We start from the raw sequence: 16,739 nt of genomic DNA on the forward strand, positions 1-16,739 counted from the left end.
TTCATAACTACGGGCACTTTTTTACGAAAGGTTCGTTTCGCCTTTTCAACGGAGGGGGCGGAAGCTTTGGTGAGGCGCGGGAGGTTATTCGCGGCGGTGGCGGTCGGCGCTTTGGTGCTGGGCGCCGAAGGTCGTGCCCAAACGCCCCCGGAGCAGGATCCGAACGCGCCGATCGTCTCCGACCAGGCGTTCGAGGAACAGCTCCCGTCGCTCGACGCGCCGCTGGAGCCGATCGAGGCCGCGCCGATGCCGGCCGACGTCGACGTCGAGACCCTGCCCGACGCCCCGGTCGTCGATCCGGCGCTGACCGAACCGCTGCCGCCGCTCGCGACATTCGACGTCACGCCGCCACCGGCCACCACCGAGGACACGGCCGCTCCCGAGCCGGTTCGCTACACGCTCGAGCTCGAAGGGTTCGACGAAGTCGAGCTCGAAGGCCGCTTCCGCGACCTCTCGGCGCTGGAGGATGGCGACGGCGAGGCGACCAACGGCGCGATGGTCGCGGCCCGTGCGCGCGAAGACGAGGCGCTGGCCGTGCGAATGCTGCGCTCGGAGGGCTATTACGATGCTACGGCGGTGGCCGTGTCCGAGCAGGTGCCCGACTCTCCGGGCCGGCTGCGCGTCGTCGTCACCGCCGCACCCGGTAAGCGCTACCATCTGGGCACGATCAACTTGACCGGACCGGAAACGGTACCGCCGGGGCTCGCCCGCGAGGCGCTGCCGCTGAAGAGCGGCGACCCGATCGTGGCGGCCGTCGTGCAGGGCGCCGAGGCCAACGTCCTGCTGCGCCTGCCCGAGCAGGGCTATCCGTTCGCCTCGCTCGGCCTGCGCGACATCTCGCTCGATAGCACGACGATGCTCGGCGACTATATCCTGCCCGTCGATCCGGGCGTCCGCGCGCGCTTCGCCGGCTTCACGACCGAAGGGGATTTGGCCTTCGACGCCGAACATGTCGAGGTATTGTCTCGGTTCGACCGCGGCGACCTCTACGACCGGCGCATGGTCGACGATCTGCGCGAGGCGATGGTCGCGACCAACCTGTTCAGCTCGGTCTCGGCCGAGGTCGTGCCGACCGGCGAGAAAGCCGAGGACGGCAGCGAATATGTCAACATCCTCGTCCGCCAGGATGCCGGCCCAGCGCGGTCGCTGACGGCGAGCGGCGGCTACAGCACCGGCCAGGGGCTGCGCGTCGAAGGCGCGTGGGAGCATCGCAACATGTTCCCGCCCGAAGGCGCGCTCCGCGTCGCGGCGGTGGCCGGCACACAGGAACAGTCGGCCAGCGTCAGCTTCCGCCGCTCCAATGCGGGCAAGCGCGACCGGGCGGTCTGGCTCAGCGCCGAGGCCGGACGCCGCGATTATCCCGCCTTCCAGGGCTATACCGCGCAGCTCACCGGCCGGGTCACGCGCGAATCGACGCCGATCTGGCAGAAGCGCTGGACCTATGCCTATGGGGCCGAGCTCATCGCCACCAACGAGGCGCGCACCGGGGCCCCCCGGCTCGCGCTCAGCGACGCCTTCTTCATAGGCGGCCTGCTCGGCCAGATCGGCTACGACCGCAGCGACAGCCTGCTCGACCCGACCAAGGGCTTCCGCCTGCTGGCACGCACCAATCCGGAAGTGTCGCTCGGCAACGGTACCAACCCCTATATCCGCAACCTGATCGAGGGCAGCGTCTACCGTTCCTTCGGCGACAGCTTCGTGCTTGCCGGCCGGGCCCGGCTCGGCTCGATCTACGGCATCGAGCGTGACAATCTGGTGCCGTCGCGCCGCTTCTACGGCGGCGGCGGCGGATCGGTGCGCGGCTTCGGTTATCAGGAACTCGGCCCCAAGGATCTGGACAACAAGCCGATCGGCGGCCGCAGCCTCGCCGAGTTCGCGCTCGAAGGTCGCTACCGCTTCGGCAATTACGGGATCGTCGGGTTCGTCGACGCCGGCCAGGTCTATGAGGCGCAATATCCGACGTTCGACAGCATGCGCTTCGGCGTCGGCATCGGCGGCCGGCTCTACACCAATTTCGGGCCGCTGCGCGTCGACGTGGCGACTCCGATCGGCCGCAAGGCCGGCGAATCGCGCGTCGCGGTCTACATCTCGATCGGGCAGGCCTTCTGATGGCCAGCGACACCGTCCTCGACACCCCCGCGCCGGCCGCTCCGGCCCCCCGCGGGCGGGGCGCGACGATCGCGAAATGGGCGGGGATCGCTGCGGGCGTCTTGCTGCTGCTGGTCGCCGCGCTCTATTTCGGCCTCAACACCGAGCTCGGTCGCGGCTACGTCGTGCGGCAGATCAACAATCTCGAAACGGCGTCGGGCCTCGACATAGATGTCGGCCGGATCGAGGGTTCGATCTACGGCGAGCTGATCATCCACGACATCACGCTCAAGGACCCGAAGGGCGTGTTCCTGACCGCGCCGCGGGCGGAGCTCGACTGGCGGCCCTTCGCCTATTTCCGCAACCATATCGACATCAAGGCGCTGTCGATCCCCGAGGCGCATCTGCGGCGCTTGCCCGAGCTTAAGCCCGGCGATCCGAACGCGCCGACCCTGCCCGACATCGATATCGACATCGGCCGCTTCGACGTGGGGCGGCTGCTCGTCGGCCCTGCGGTGACCGGGCAGCGGCATCTCCTTCGCCTTTCCGGCGGCGCCAAGATCGCCGACCGCCGCGCCCAGGTCTCGGCCGACGTGGCGGCGATCGTCGCGCCGGGCTTTGCCGGCGGCGACCGGCTGACTCTGCGCCTCGATGCGGTGCCCGACGACAATCGCTTCGACGTCGACGCCCGCATCCGCGCGCCCGCCGACGGCTTCGTGGCCGGCCTGGCCGGGCTCGACCAGCCGCTGGTGGCGGCGCTGGAAGGCAAGGGCAGCTGGAAGGACTGGAAGGGCCGTGCCCGCGCCGATCTCGGCGGGCAGGGCTTCGCCAATCTGGCGATCACCGGCCGCGACGGCACGTTCCAGGTCAACGGTCCGGTCCGGCCCGCTTTGATGATGGCCGAGGGGCCGCTGCAGCGGCTCGTCTCGCCGCTGGTCCAGATGAACCTGGTGACCACGCTTGCCGAGCGCAGGGCCGATACGCGGCTGCGCCTGACGTCGCCGGTGGCCGCGGTGGCGGCGGAAGGCGTGATCGATCTCGGGCGCAGCGAGTTTAACGGTCTGCGCGTCGCGGCGCGCCTCACCCGGCCCGGCGCGATCGCGCCCAACCTCAGCGGCCGCGACGTCCGGCTGGCCATGGTCCTGAACGGCGCCTTCGCGAGGCCGGTGGTTGCCTATGACCTCCAGGCGGCGGCGCTCGGCTTCGACGGGACGATCGTCGAGGGGCTGCGCGCACGGGGCCGAGCGCGCGCGACCGACGACCGCATCACCATTCCCGTCTCGGCCACGGCCCGGCGCATCTCCGGGCTCAATCCGGCCATCGGTGGGTTGCTCACCAATGTCGCGCTCGACGGCACGTTCAACATGGCGGGGTCGTCGATCCTTTCCGACGATCTGCGCATCCGTTCCGACAAGCTGAATGCAACGGCGGTGATCGCCGCCAATGTCGCGCGCGGCGAATATCGGGCGGGTATCCAGGGACGCATCAACAATTATCTGGTCGAGGGTATCGGCCTGCTCGATATCGATTCGAACCTCGACGTCGTCAGCGAGGGCCAAGGCTTCGGCATCAGGGGCAAGGTCGCGGTCCGGACGCGCCGGATCGACAATGCTTCGGCGCGGGACTTCCTCGGTGGCAACGCGATCGTCACCGCGCAGCTCGAGATGGATTCGGCAGGCCTCATCCGGCTGAACGCGATCCGGCTGGCCTCGCCGCAATTGCGGATCACGTCGGGCAGCGGCGTCTATCGGCCCAACGGGACGATCGACTTCCGCCTCGCCGGCAACTCCACCGCCTACGGGCCCCTTGCCGTGACGATCACCGGCACGGCGAGCGCCCCCAACGTGCATCTGCGCGCGTCGCGTCCCGGCTTCGGGATCGGCCTCGCCAATGTCGACGCCCGGATCCGCGCCACCGCCAACGGCTACCGCATCACCGCGACGGGCACCTCCCAATATGGCCCGTTCAGCGCCGACGTGACGGTCCTGACCGGCCGCGGCCCGATGACGATCGACGTCCATCGCCTGCTTTTCGCCGGCTTCACCTTCACCGGCCGGGTCGTTCAGACCGCCGCCGGCCCCTATGCCGGGACGCTGCGGATCAGCGGCCAGGGCGTGGACGGCGTCGTGCGGCTGGCGGCGGCTGGCCGCTATCAGCGCGCCGACATTTCCGCGCGGGCGAACGGCGCGACGATACCGGGCGAGACGCCGATCCTGATCCAGCGCGGCATCGTCCAGGCCACCGCGATCCTCTATCCGACCGCGCCGTCGATCGTCGGCGACGTCCAGCTCGCGGGACTGCGCAGCGGGCAGTTCCAGGTCGAAACCGCGCGCGCCCGGATCAACTATCAGGGCGGCCGCGGCAACGCCCAGATCGTCGCGCAGGGACGCAGCGGCGTGCCCTATCGCGTTGCCGCCAATGTCGCGCTGACCCCGGACCATATCCGTGCCGCGGCGCAGGGCACGATCAACCGCCTGGCCTTCCGCCTCGCGCGGCCGGCCGACATCCGCAAGGTCGGCCGCGACTGGGTGCTGGCGCCCGCCACACTGGTCTTCCCGCAGGGCAATGTTCGCCTCGCCGGGCGCTGGGGCAACGGCCTCTCGATCCAGTCGCGGATGGAGAATCTCGATCTCTCGATCGTCAATGCCTTCGCGCCCGCGCTCGGGCTGGGCGGCCGGGCCAACGGCAGTCTCGATTTCGCCCAGCCGACCGGCGCATCCTTCCCGCAGGCCGACGCGCGGATCACGATCACCGATTTCACGCGCACCGGCGTCGCGACGCTGTCCGAGCCGGTCAATATCGCCCTGGTCGGCCAGCTGCGGCCGACGGGCGGCGCGCTCGCAGCCGTGATCCGGCGCCAGGGCGCCGTCATCGGCCGGCTGCAGGCGCGGCTGCAGCCGCTGTCGCCTTCGGCCGGCGGCTGGATGACGCGATTGCTCGCATCGCCCCTTTCGGGCGGCATACGCTATAACGGCCCGGCCCAGGTCCTGTGGTCGCTGACCGGCATCGCCGACCAGCAGTTGTCGGGCCCGATCGGGATCGCCGCCGATTTTTCCGGCCGTGTCCAGAACCCGCAATTCACCGGCGTCGTCCGCGCCAACAACCTTACGTTCGTCGACGAGACGTTCGGCACCCGCATCACCAACCTTGCCTTGCAGGGACGCTTCACCAGCTCGACCTTCGAGATCACCCAGCTCAACGGCCGCGCCGGCAGCGGCACGGTCACCGGCAACGGCCGCGTCAGCCTGGCCGCGGGGGCCGGATTCCCGGTCGACATCCGGCTCGTCTTCGACCGCGCGCAGCTTGCCCGCAGCGAATCGCTCGGCGCCACCGTCAGCGGCGAGGTGGCGGTGACCAACAGCCCGGCCAATGGCGCTTTGATCAGCGGCGACCTGCGCCTGCCCGAAGTGCGCTACCAGATCATCCGCCAGGGCGCGGCCGAAGTGGTCGAGCTGCAGGGCGTCCACCGCAAGGGCGAGCCGCTGGTGCGGCCCGACGAGATGGTCAGCCGCGACGCGCCGCCCAGCATCTGGAAGCTCGACCTGCGCCTGCGCGCCGAGAACGAGGTGTTCGTATCGGGCATGGGGCTCGAATCGGAATGGGGCACCGACCTGCGCGTGCGCGGCACGACCTCGGCGCCGGTCATCACTGGCAGCGCCGAGGTGATCCGCGGCACGATCAGCTTCGCCGGCAACCGCTTCAATCTCACCACCGGCGAGGTCGAGTTCACCGGCAGCACGCCGATGGACCCGCGGCTCAACGTGGTCGCCGAGGGAGAGGTCGAGGACGTGACCGTGACGCTGGCGATCAGCGGCCGCTCGACCGATCCGCAGATCCGCTTCAGCTCCTCGCCGGCGCTGCCGCAGGACGAGATCATGGCGCGGCTGCTGTTCGGCGGCTCGGTGAACGAGCTGAGCGCGCTCCAGATCGTCCAGCTTGGCGCTTCGCTCAACACGCTGCGCGGCAGCAGCGGCGGGCTCAACCCGCTCGGCCAGCTACGCTCGGCGACAGGGCTCAGCCGGCTGCGCATTCTCGGCGCCGACGAGGCGACCGGACGCGGCACCGCGATCTCGGCGGGCTTCTACATCAGCAACAAGATCTACCTCGAGGTTATCACCGACACGCGCGGCTTCACCGCTACCCAGATCGAGATCGCCCTGTCGAAGGCGCTGAGCCTGCTCTCGCAGACCGGGACTTCGGGCAGCACCAACATCAATCTCCGATACCGCAAGCAATATTGAGTTGCGCGCGGGGACGGGGCGCGCTTCATTGCGCGCCCAGCCCTGCGGGGTCGTGATGAGAGGTGCCAGGTCTTGAACGACGCCAACGGCTGGACCTTCTCGATCGACCGCGGCGGCACCTTTACCGACATAGTCGCGCGCGGGCCGGACGGGGCGCTGGTCACGCGCAAATTGCTGTCCGACAATCCTGAGCGTTACGACGACGCCGCGGTGGCGGGGATCAGGCAGATCCTGGCCGAATGCGGCGCGGCGCCGATCCGGTCGGTGAAGATGGGCACGACCGTTGCGACCAACGCCTTGCTCGAGCGCAAGGGCGAGCCGGTGGCGCTGGCGATCACGCGGGGGTTCGGCGACGCGCTGCGGATCGGCTATCAGGCGCGGCCCGATATTTTCGCGCGCGCCATCGTCCTGCCCGAACCGCTCTACGGCCATGTCGTCGAGATCGACGAACGGGTGACCGCAGGCGGGGAGGTGGTGCGGCCGCTCGACGAAGCGAAAGCGCGGGCGGACCTGCAGGCCGCCTATGCCGCCGGCTATCGCGCGCTCGCGATCGTGCTGATGCACGGCTGGCGCTGGACCGACCACGAGGCGGCGGTGGCGGAGATCGCGCGCGACATCGGCTTCACCCAGCTTTCGGTGAGCCACGAGGTCGGCCCGCTGATCAAATTGGTCGGGCGCGGCGACACCAGCGTGGTCGACGCCTATCTCTCGCCGGTGCTGCGCCGCTATGTCGACAAGGTCGTGGCAGCACTCGGCGCCGAGACGCGGCTCTTCTTCATGCAGTCGAACGGCGGCCTCACCGACGCCGCCGCCTTCCAGGGCAAGGATGCGATCCTGTCGGGCCCGGCCGGCGGCATCGTCGGCATGGCGCGGACCGCCGAAGAGGCCGGGTTCGACAAGATCATCGGCTTCGACATGGGCGGCACCTCGACCGACGTCTCGCATTTCGCCGGCAGCTACGAGCGCAGCAGCGAGAAGATGGTCGCGGGCGTGCGGGTGCGCGCGCCGATGCTGGAAATCCACACGGTCGCGGCCGGCGGCGGGTCTATCTGCCATTTCGACGGCGCGCGCTTCCGCGCCGGGCCCGATTCCGCCGGCGCCGTGCCGGGCCCGGCCTGCTACCGCCGCGGCGGGCCGCTGACGATCACCGACTGCAACGTCATGCTCGGCAAGATCCGGCCGGAGCATTTCCCGCACGCCTTCGGCCCGAACGGCGACGAGCCGATCGATGCGGCGATCGTCGCGGAGAAGTTCGAAGCCCTCGCCGAGGAGGTTGCGACCGCGACCGGCAATCGCTTGGAGCCGCGGGAGATCGCCGAAGGCTTCGTGCGCATCGCCGTCGACAACATGGCCAATGCGATCAAGCAGATCTCGATCGCGCGCGGACACGACGTGACGCGCTACACCCTCGCCTGCTTCGGCGGCGCCGGCGGCCAGCACGCCTGCCTGGTGGCCGACGCGCTCGGCATGGCCAGGGTCATGATCCACCCGCTCGCCGGCGTGCTTTCCGCGTACGGCATGGGCCTCGCCGACATGGTCGAGCTGCGCCAGCGCACCTTCGGGCAGCCTTTGGCGGAGGCCGCGGCGCTGGAGCCGGTGCTGGCGGAGCTCGCGGCCGAGGCCGAAGCAGCCCTGCTCGGCCAGGGCGTGGCCCGGGATGCGATCGAGATCCGCCGCCGGGCCGCGCTCCGCTACGAAGGCAGCGACAGCAGTCTTGAAGTGATGGTCGCTGAGCCGGCCGAGATGCGCCGGGCCTTCGAGGAGCAGCACCAGGCCCGGTTCGGTTTCCTGGCCGAGAAGACCGCCGTCGTCATCGAGACGGCGATCGTTGAAGCGGTGGGGGTTGGAGCCCGAGAGCCGAGTGCGGAGCAACCCCTCCACCAGCCTTCGGCTGGTCCCCCTCCCCGTTCCGGGGAGGATTTGTATGATCGTGCCGATCTCGCGCCCGGCGACGTGGTTGCGGGACCGGCGCTGATCATCGATCCTTCGGCAACCACCGTCGTCGAGCCGGGCTGGGCGGCGGAGGTCGATCGCCTCGGCAACCTGATCCTGACCGGCAGCGAGGCGCGCGCCTCGGGCACCGCGATCGGGACCGATGTCGATCCGGTGATGCTCGAGATCTTCAACAATCTCTTCATGGCGATCGCCGAGGAGATGGGCGTCGCGCTCCAGAACACGGCCTCGTCGGTGAACATCAAGGAACGGCTCGATTTCTCCTGCGCGATCTTCGACCGCGAGGGCGGCCTGATCGCCAACGCGCCGCACATTCCGGTCCATCTGGGATCGATGGGCGACAGCATCCGCACGATCATCGCCGCGCGGGGGCAGGGGCGCGACGGCCGCGGCATGAAGAGCGGCGACGTCTACGTCTTGAACGCGCCCTATTGCGGCGGCACCCACCTGCCCGACATCACCGTGATCCTGCCGGTCTTCGTGGACGGCGACGGCGATCCGGCCTGGTATGTGGCCGCGCGGGGCCATCATGCCGATATCGGCGGCCGCACGCCGGGATCGATGCCGCCGGACAGCAAGACGGTCGACGAGGAAGGCGTGCTGATCGACAACGAACTGCTGGTCGATTCCGGGCGCTTCTGCGAAGCCGAGATGCGGGCGCTGCTGGGCTCGGGACGCTGGCCGGCGCGCAATCCCGAAGTCAACATCGCCGACCTCAAGGCCCAGGTCGCCTCCTGCACGCGCGGCGCGCAGGAACTTCGCCGCGTCGCCGGCGAATATGGGCGCGAGGTCGTCGACGCCTACATGCGCCACGTCATGGCCAATGCAGAGGAAGCGGTGCGGCGACTGATCTCGGGACTGAAGGACGGCAGCTTCACCTACCGCACCGACAACGGCGCCCAAGTCTCGGTGTCGGTGAAGGTCGACGCAGAGGCGCGCTCGGCGGTGATCGACTTCGCGGGCACCAGCGACCAGCAGCCGAACAATTTCAACGCGCCCTTCAGCATCTGCCGCGCCGCCACGCTCTATGTGTTTCGCACGCTGGTCGACGACGTCATCCCGATGAACGATGGCTGCCTGCGGCCGATCACGCTCAAGGTTCCGGAAGGATCGATGCTGAACCCGCAATATCCGGCGGCCGTCGTGGCCGGCAATGTCGAGACAAGCCAGGTCATCACCGACTGCCTGTTCGCCGCCTGCCGGGCGATCGCGCCGAGCCAGGGCACGATGAACAACTTCACCTTCGGCAACGATCGCTACCAATATTATGAGACGATCGCCGGCGGGGCAGGCGCGGGGCCGGATTTCGACGGCGCCAGCGCAGTCCAGACACACATGACCAACAGCCGCCTGACCGATCCGGAGATATTGGAGACGCGCTATCCTGTGCTGCTCGAGCGGTTCGCGATCCGCCGCGGCTCCGGAGGTGCGGGGCACCACAAAGGCGGCGACGGAGTCGTCCGCCACCTCCGCTTCCTCGAACGGATGCGCGCCAACATCCTCTCCAACCGGCGCGCAATTCCGCCTGCCGGGCTCAAGGGCGGCGACGACGCCAAGCCGGGGGTCAATCAGATCGTCCGCGCCGACGGCACCGTCGTGACGCTGACGGCGACCGCGTCTGCAGACATGGCGCCGGGCGACATGTTCGTGATCGAAACGCCCGGCGGGGGAGGGTTCGGCGCATGAGCGATCTGCTCGTCCTGTCCGGGATCCTCGTCGTCGTGGTCGGCTTCCTGCTGCGGCTCAATCCCCTGCTGGTGGTCGCCGCGGCGGCCTTGATCACCGGCCTTGCGGCAGGGCTTGGGCCGGTCGCCCTGATCTCGGCCTTCGGCAAGGCCTATAACGACAACCGCTTCGTCACGATCATCTACATATTGCTTCCGGTGATCGGCCTGCTCGAGCGCTACGGCCTGCAGCAGCGCGCACGCACCCTGATCGCCAGCCTGAAGGGAGCCACCACCGGGCGGCTGCTCGTCGCCTATCTGCTGTTCCGCCAGATCTTCGCCGCGCTGGGCCTGACCTCGGTGGCCGGACACCCGCAGACGGTGCGCCCGCTGGTCGCGCCGATGGCGGAGGCCGCGGCCGAGCAGCAGCATGGCGAGCTGGACGAGCCGACGCGCGAAAAGGTGAAGGCCTATGCCGCCGCCACCGACAATGTCGGCCTGTTCTTCGGCGAGGACATCTTCATCGCGATCGGATCGATCCTGCTGATGATCGGCTTCCTCGAGCAGAACGGTATCAGCCTGGCGCCGCTCGAACTGTCGGTCTGGGCGATCCCGACCGCGATCGTCGCTTTCGTGATCCACGCGACGCGGCTGCTCATGCTCGATCGCAGCCTTGAAAAGGGGAGGAGCGGCGCCGTCTCCGGGCCCCCGCTTTCGCCGGGGAACGAGGAGGCACGATGATCACGCTGGTCTGGCTCTACGTGCTGGCGGGCGCGACCTTCGCCGCTTTCGCCGTGCTCAGCCTCTCCGACCGGACCAACAGGAAGCGGTTCGGCAACGCCGCTTTCTGGGGGCTGATCGCGATCAGCTTCTTCTTCGGCGACCAACTCGGGGACTTCGGCAACGGCCTGCTGGTCACCGGCCTTGTCGCGCTGGCCGGTTTCCACCTGCTCGGGCGCGGCGATCCGCACACGACCGGGCCGGAAGAGCGCGCGGAGTCGGCAGAGCGACGCGGCAACAAGCTGTTCCTGCCGGCGCTGATCATTCCGGCGACGGCCTTGCTCGGCACCTTGCTGCTGAAGGACAGCGGGCTTCTCGATCCCAAGCAGGCGACCCTGATCTCGCTCGGGCTCGGCGTGCTGATCGCGCTCGCTGTCTGCTATTTCTGGCTTCGCCCGCCCGTGCTCGCGCCGCTCCAGGAAGGGCGCCGACTGATGGATTCGGTCGGCTGGGCGGCGGTGCTGCCGCAGATGCTGGCCGCGCTCGGCGCCGTCTTCGCGCTGGCAGGGGTCGGCGAGGTCGTCGGCGGGATCGCCGGCACCGCCATTCCCGAGGGCAGCCTGTTTGCGGCCGTGGCCGCCTATGCGGTCGGCATGGCCTTGTTCACGATGATCATGGGCAACGCCTTTGCCGCTTTCCCGGTGATGACGGCGGCGATCGGCCTGCCGATCCTCGTCCACAAATTCGGTGGCGACCCTGCCATCGTCTGCGCGATCGGCATGCTGGCTGGCTTCTGCGGGACTTTGATGACGCCGATGGCGGCCAACTTCAACATCGTGCCGGCGGCCCTGCTCGACCTCAAGGATCGCAACGGCGTCATCAAGGCGCAGGTCGGCACGGCTTTGCCGCTGCTCCTCGCCAACACCCTCCTCATCTATTTCCTGGCATTCCGATGAAGCATCAGCTGACCGCAGAGACCGCCGCCCGTTTCGCGCAGCTCGCGCTCGGCCATGTCACCCGCGAATATCCGCACAAGCTCGACCATGTCATGGCCGGGCCCGAGGACGTGCTGGGGCCGAAGGCGCTGCACCCGATCTTCCATGGCAGCTTCGACTGGCACAGCTGCGTGCATGGTTACTGGCTGTTGCTGCGGCTGCGCCGGCGCTTTCCGGATCTGCCCGAGGCCTCGGCGGTCAAGCGGCTCGCCGACGACATGCTGACGCCGGAAAAAGCGGCGGTCGAGCGCGCCTATCTCGACCGGCCTTATTCCGGCCCGTTCGAGCGGCCTTATGGCTGGGCGTGGCTGCTCGCGCTGCACCGCGAGGCGATGCGGCACGAGGGGGAGAGCTGGGGTGAGGCGCTGGCGCCGCTCGCACGCGCCTTCGCCGATCGTTTCCACGCCTTCCTGCCCAAGCTCACCTACCCGCTCCGCGTCGGCACCCATTTCAACATCGCCTTTGCGATGATCCTTGCGCTTGAATGGGCCGAGGCGAACGATCCCGCGCTTGCCGAACTGATCGGGGCCCGCGCTCGCGACTATTTCGGCCGCGACCGCAATTGCCCCGCCTGGGAGCCCGGTGGCGACGAATTCCTGTCGTCGGCGCTGACCGAGGCCTTTCTGATGCGGCGCGTGCTCGAGCCCGCCGACTTCCGCGCGTGGTTCGCGGATTTCTTGCCCGATCTGGCAGCGGGGAAGCCGGCTTCCCTGTTCACGCCGGCGGTGGTTTCCGACCGCTCGGACGGCAAGATCGCGCATCTCGACGGGCTCAACCTCAGCCGGGCCTGGTGCTGGCGCGGCATTGGCGACGCGCTCGATACCGAGTTGGGGGCGTTGGCCCTGCGCACCGCTGACGAGCATCTCGACGCCAGCCTGCCGCATGTGGCGGGCGACTATATGGGCGAGCATTGGCTCGCGACCTTCGCGCTGCTCGCCCTCGAGGGCTAGCGAATCCGCGCGCAATCTCTATATGCGGGGCCGCCGCGTCGCGGCTAACCCCACTTTTCCATTATCCTTTTGTCGGGCATGGGCCCGGCGATTGCATTCGGAGTTTGTATGGCCAGCGTGCGTAGCGAGAAGGTGCTCAGCGTCGAGCATTGGAGCGACACCCTCTTCAGCTTCACCACCACCCGCGACCCGAGCTTCCGGTTCGAGAGCGGCCATTTCGTGATGCTGGGCATCCATCTGGGCGGCAAGAAGCTGATGCGCGCTTATTCGATCGCCAGCCCGCATTATGACGACAAGCTCGAATTCCTGTCGATCAAGGTTCCGGACGGCGCGCTCACCTCGAAGCTGCAGCTGATCCAGCCGGGGCAGGAGGTGCTGGTCAGCGACAAGCCGGTCGGCACCCTGGTGGTGCGCGATCTGAAGCCGGCGAAGAACCTCTATCTCTTTTCCACCGGCACCGGCCTGGCGCCGTTCATGAGCATCATCCAGGACCCCGAGACCTACGAGAAGTTCGAGAAGGTGGTCCTGCTCCACGGCGTGCGCACCAAGGCCGAGCTCGCCTATCGCGACTTCATCACCAACGAGCTGCCGAACCACGAATTTCTGGGCGAGATGATCGCGAACCAGCTCATCTACTATCCGTCGGTGACGCGCGAGGAGTTCGAAAATCGCGGGCGCATCACCGACCATATCAATTCGGGCAAGCTTGCCGCCGATACCGGCCTGCCGCCGCTCAACCCTGAGACCGACCGCGCCATGATCTGCGGCGGCCCGGCGATGCTGTCCGAGCTGTCGGCGATGCTCGACGCGCGCGGCTTCACCATCTCGCCGGGCGTCGGCGAGCTGGGCGATTATGTGATCGAGCGCGCGTTCGTCGAGAAATAAGGAGCGTCGGGCCGCTCAGTGCGGCCCCGTGCAGCGATGCACCTCGACCGAGAGGTGGACGATCGTGTCGAGGCCGGCGAGCCGGTCGCGATAGGCATCGACGCTGTGCGGTTCGGCCGCGATCAGCGATACGATCCCGGCATGCTTGCCCGGCGCAATCCGCCACACGTGGAGGTCGGTGACCTGGGCGTCGCCGTCCGATTCGATGCGCGCGCGCACGGCGTCGGTGAGATGGGTGTCGGTGCGGTCGAGCAGGATCGCGGCCGTGTCCTTCATCAACCCCCACGACCAGCGCGCGATCACCAGCGCGCCGACGATACCGATCACCGAATCAAGCCAGCGCCAGCCGAGCCACGCGCCGGCGAGCAAGGCGGCGATGGCGAGCAGCGACGTCAAAGCGTCGGCGAGCACGTGCAGATAGGCCGAGCGCAGATTGTTGTCGTGGTGGTGGTGGTGGTGGTGGTGGTGGTGGTGGTGCGCGGCGTCGTGCGGACCATGGTCGTGGCCGTGATGATGGTCGTGGTCATGGCCGCCGCCCGACAGCAGCCAGGCGCTGAGCAGATTGACGCCGAGGCCTATGACGGCGACCACCGCGGCCTCTCCGAAATCGATCGACTGCGGCGCGAACAGGCGCCGGACCGATTCGGCGCCGATGCCGAGCGCGAACACGCCGAGCAGCAGCGCCGAGGCGAAGCCGGCGAGATCGCCGACCTTGCCGGTGCCGAACGCGAAAGCGGGATCGTGGGCGCGCTTCCGGGCGAAGGCGTAGGCCGCGGCGGCGACGGACAGGGCGCCGGCATGGGTCGCCATGTGGAAGCCGTCGGCGAGCAGGGCCATCGAGCCGGTCCAGTATCCGGCCGCGATCTCGCCGACCATCATCACCAGGGTCAGCGCGACCACCCAGCGCGTGCGCCGTTCGTTGGCGGCATGCGCGTCGCTCAGGAAGACGTGCTCGTGCCTCTGGTGGCCGGCGCTGTGCGAATGCATTCCTTGCTTCTCCAAGGCTTCGTCCATGGCACAGAGATGGCGCCGGTGAAACCGAAGGCAATAAGCCCACTAACCGGACGTTATCAATTATGCGGCTAGCAGGTCCTGACGGGAGGACCGGACGAGCGATGCTGAATCAGGCGTGCAACAATGAAGAATCCGGTGGCCCGTCCGAGGCGCAGCGGCGAATCGACGAGATTGTCGCCGAGGCGCGCAAGCAGCCGCGGCCGCTGTTCCGACCCACGCCGCCGCCGCCGCCGCCGCTGGATCCCTCGTCCTGCATGATCGAGCAGCGGCTGGCCGAGGAACTCGAATATGTCCGCCGGCTGGTCGAGATCATGGGCGATCAGCTCGCCAACGACGCCGCCGTATTGCAGCGCCACGCCGAGACGATGCAGGGATTCGACCGCGTGAGCCAGATCCTCGGTCATTGCGCGAAGGTCATCGCCACCGCCGACAAGGGCGCGGCGGCCGAACGGATCGGTATGCAGGAGATGCGCAGCCGCTTGCTGCGGCGCCCGCGGTAAAGGGTCGGGTTGTCCTGCCTGCCGTGTCAGGCGAGCAAAAAGGGCGGCACGGGGCTCAGCCCCAGCGCCAGCTCAGGCTTTCGATCTGGACGACGGCGCTCCGCGCCTCGCGCATCAGCGCTGCGCGCACCGCGCTATTCCACGCGACGGCGTCGAACGAGACAAGCGTTGCCAGCGATATCAGCACAGCCTTGAACATGGCCGAAACAATAATGGACGGTGGTTTCCAATTGGTTGCCGCGCACCTGCGCGAAGGCCGGAGTGAAGCGTGCGCCTGGGGGGAGGCCGGATGCGCTTCTTCTTTGACGACTTACCCTAAATAGGGGATGCAGCTGGACGGGGGATGCTTATTCCCCATTTCAGGGGGGACGATAATCTGGCCGGGGCGCGATCGCGCCCCGCGTCATGGATTCCATCGCTTCAGCCGAACTTTCTCCTGCCGCCTGACGGGCGGCCAGGTCAGTCGCCGAAGGTCAGCCATGCGTCCGGACGAGTTGCTAGCGCTTTCAACCCAGTTTTCGGAAGCGCCCTTCGACGGGCGGCGCTGGATGCAGGCGTTGGGGGGGCTTGCGGCGGCAACAGGATCCGAGCGCGCCCAGATGATCGCAATCGGTCCGGAAGCGAGCGTCCCGCTCAACCTCGTCACGGACTTCGAGCCGTCCGCGCTGGCGGAATTCGTCGCGATCGACGGCGCCAATCCGGCCGTGAACTGGCGCGTCGCTGCGGCGAACGCGGCGACGCCCATGGAGATCATCCACGAGCATCATTATGCGGCCGCGAAGAGGCGTATCGATGCGGGCGCCTATGACGAGTTTTGCGCGCACCACGACGTTGCGTTTGGGTGTCAGACGAGGCTCCACGAGGCAGACCATTTAAGCATTGGGCTGGTCACGCTGCGGACGCGACGGGACGGCCCCTCGACACCGGAGTCCCGCCAGGCATTCAGCGCTGTCGCTCCGTTCGCTCGCCTCGCCGCCAGAACCGCGCTCTTACTCGAGCAACAGGGGGCGCAGTTACTCGAGGGGACGCTGGAGTCGATGGCGATGGCGGCGCTGCTGATCGACGACCGTGGCGTGGCGCGGGCGATCACACCGAAAGCCGAGGCGTATCTGGCGGGTGCATCTGCGCTGCGCTGGGCCCATGGCGCCGTGAGGGCGCGGAACCCGGCCGATTCCGCCGCGCTTCGCGATGCAGTGAACAGCGCATTAGCCGGGATGCCGACACCGACCATCGCGATCGGAAAATCCGAGCATCCGACCTTCCTGACCTTCATCCCGCTGCCGCGGCTGGAATGGGCATTCGGCTTCCCGCCGCGGGTCCTGGTCGTGATTCGGGGCCACGACGATGCCGGCGAGAGGCCTGCTCTTCTGCGCGCGCTTTACGGCCTCACGCCGTCGGAAATCGAGATCATCCAGCATTTCCTCGCCGGCCGGGCGCGGTCCGAAATCGCCGAACTGCGGGCGGTCTCGCTCGGAACGATGCAGTCCCAAATGAAAATGATCTTCCGAAAACTCGGTGTGAATCGCGAAGCCGAGCTGGCCATCAAGCTTGCGACCATCCCCTAGACAATTCGCCGCGTGGGAGGTCTCGGACGTACGACCGGGGCCTTAACAACGCGCGCGGGACTGTTCCAAACAGGGGCAGTGCGACCAAACCCTTCGTAATTTTACGGTATCCCATGATCGTGGGATGCCCCTTTCCGAACACACGGTTTACAAATCGTTAAATC

The 16,739-nt window shown here is 68.1% G+C and carries 11 protein-coding genes; 9 read left to right on the forward strand and 2 right to left on the reverse strand.

Annotated elements, in window-relative coordinates; all coding sequences use genetic code 11:
• Positions 1-69 precede the first annotated feature (69 nt).
• From SH591_RS10770 to SH591_RS10800, 7 genes are all read left to right on the forward strand, one after another.
• Positions 70-2,109 (forward strand): BamA/TamA family outer membrane protein, encoded by a 2,040-nt coding sequence (locus SH591_RS10770; protein ID WP_324749121.1) that lies wholly within the window; start codon positions 70-72, stop codon positions 2,107-2,109.
• The gene (locus tag SH591_RS10775) at positions 2,109-6,329 is read left to right on the forward strand and encodes a translocation/assembly module TamB domain-containing protein (RefSeq protein WP_324749122.1); all 4,221 of its coding nucleotides are present in this window, start codon (positions 2,109-2,111) and stop codon (positions 6,327-6,329) included. The genes SH591_RS10770 and SH591_RS10775 overlap by 1 nt, the downstream gene beginning before the upstream one ends.
• 72 nt (positions 6,330-6,401) lie before the next feature.
• Positions 6,402-9,968, forward strand: a complete 3,567-nt coding sequence (locus SH591_RS10780; protein ID WP_324749124.1) for a hydantoinase B/oxoprolinase family protein — start codon at positions 6,402-6,404, stop codon at positions 9,966-9,968.
• A gap of 5 nt (positions 9,969-9,973) precedes the next feature.
• Entirely contained in the window at positions 9,974-10,687 is a 714-nt protein-coding gene (locus SH591_RS10785) for a DUF969 domain-containing protein (protein ID WP_324751365.1), read from the forward strand.
• On the forward strand, positions 10,684-11,622 hold the full coding sequence (locus tag SH591_RS10790) for a DUF979 domain-containing protein (RefSeq protein ID WP_324749125.1): 939 nt from the start codon (positions 10,684-10,686) through the stop codon (positions 11,620-11,622). The genes SH591_RS10785 and SH591_RS10790 overlap by 4 nt, the downstream gene beginning before the upstream one ends.
• Positions 11,619-12,611, forward strand: a complete 993-nt coding sequence (locus SH591_RS10795) for a DUF2891 domain-containing protein (protein ID WP_324749126.1) — start codon at positions 11,619-11,621, stop codon at positions 12,609-12,611. Before SH591_RS10790 ends, SH591_RS10795 begins: the two co-directional genes overlap by 4 nt.
• 108 nt (positions 12,612-12,719) lie before the next feature.
• A complete protein-coding gene (locus tag SH591_RS10800) occupies positions 12,720-13,496 on the forward strand; it encodes a ferredoxin--NADP reductase (protein WP_324749127.1) in 777 nt (258 codons plus the stop codon).
• A gap of 15 nt (positions 13,497-13,511) precedes the next feature.
• Here SH591_RS10800 and dmeF read toward each other — a convergent pair whose 3' ends face one another.
• Positions 13,512-14,510 carry a CDF family Co(II)/Ni(II) efflux transporter DmeF gene (gene dmeF / locus SH591_RS10805; RefSeq protein WP_324749128.1) on the reverse strand — a complete coding sequence of 333 codons (999 nt, stop codon included), beginning with the start codon at positions 14,508-14,510 and terminating at the stop codon, positions 13,512-13,514.
• A gap of 101 nt (positions 14,511-14,611) precedes the next feature.
• Between dmeF and SH591_RS10810 the strand changes: the two genes are divergently transcribed.
• Positions 14,612-15,010 carry a hypothetical protein gene (locus tag SH591_RS10810; protein WP_322831518.1) on the forward strand — a complete coding sequence of 133 codons (399 nt, stop codon included), beginning with the start codon at positions 14,612-14,614 and terminating at the stop codon, positions 15,008-15,010.
• A gap of 55 nt (positions 15,011-15,065) precedes the next feature.
• On the opposite strand, the gene SH591_RS10815 is transcribed toward SH591_RS10810, so the two are convergent.
• Entirely contained in the window at positions 15,066-15,209 is a 144-nt protein-coding gene (locus SH591_RS10815) for a hypothetical protein (protein ID WP_322831519.1), read from the reverse strand.
• Between the two features lie 280 nt (positions 15,210-15,489).
• Here SH591_RS10815 and SH591_RS10820 point away from each other — a divergent pair, with 280 nt between their 5' ends.
• A complete protein-coding gene (locus SH591_RS10820) occupies positions 15,490-16,575 on the forward strand; it encodes a helix-turn-helix transcriptional regulator (RefSeq protein WP_324749129.1) in 1,086 nt (361 codons plus the stop codon).
• The last annotated feature ends 164 nt before the right edge of the window (positions 16,576-16,739 follow it).

Origin of the sequence: Sphingomonas sp. LY54, assembly GCF_035594035.1 — a bacterium.
Taxonomy (GTDB): domain Bacteria; phylum Pseudomonadota; class Alphaproteobacteria; order Sphingomonadales; family Sphingomonadaceae; genus Allosphingosinicella.

Bases quoted from the DNA above. Each gene is read 5' to 3' on its own strand.
- SH591_RS10775 (WP_324749122.1), top strand. From the start codon at position 2,109: ATGGCCAGCGACACCGTCCTCGACACCCCCGCGCCGGCCGCTCCGGCC.
- SH591_RS10790 (WP_324749125.1), top strand. From the start codon at position 10,684: ATGATCACGCTGGTCTGGCTCTACGTGCTGGCGGGCGCGACCTTCGCC.
- SH591_RS10795 (WP_324749126.1), top strand. From the start codon at position 11,619: ATGAAGCATCAGCTGACCGCAGAGACCGCCGCCCGTTTCGCGCAGCTC.
- SH591_RS10800 (WP_324749127.1), top strand. From the start codon at position 12,720: ATGGCCAGCGTGCGTAGCGAGAAGGTGCTCAGCGTCGAGCATTGGAGC.
- dmeF (WP_324749128.1), bottom strand. From the start codon at position 14,510: ATGGACGAAGCCTTGGAGAAGCAAGGAATGCATTCGCACAGCGCCGGC.
- SH591_RS10810 (WP_322831518.1), top strand. From the start codon at position 14,612: ATGCTGAATCAGGCGTGCAACAATGAAGAATCCGGTGGCCCGTCCGAG.
- SH591_RS10815 (WP_322831519.1), bottom strand. From the start codon at position 15,209: ATGTTCAAGGCTGTGCTGATATCGCTGGCAACGCTTGTCTCGTTCGAC.
- SH591_RS10820 (WP_324749129.1), top strand. From the start codon at position 15,490: ATGCGTCCGGACGAGTTGCTAGCGCTTTCAACCCAGTTTTCGGAAGCG.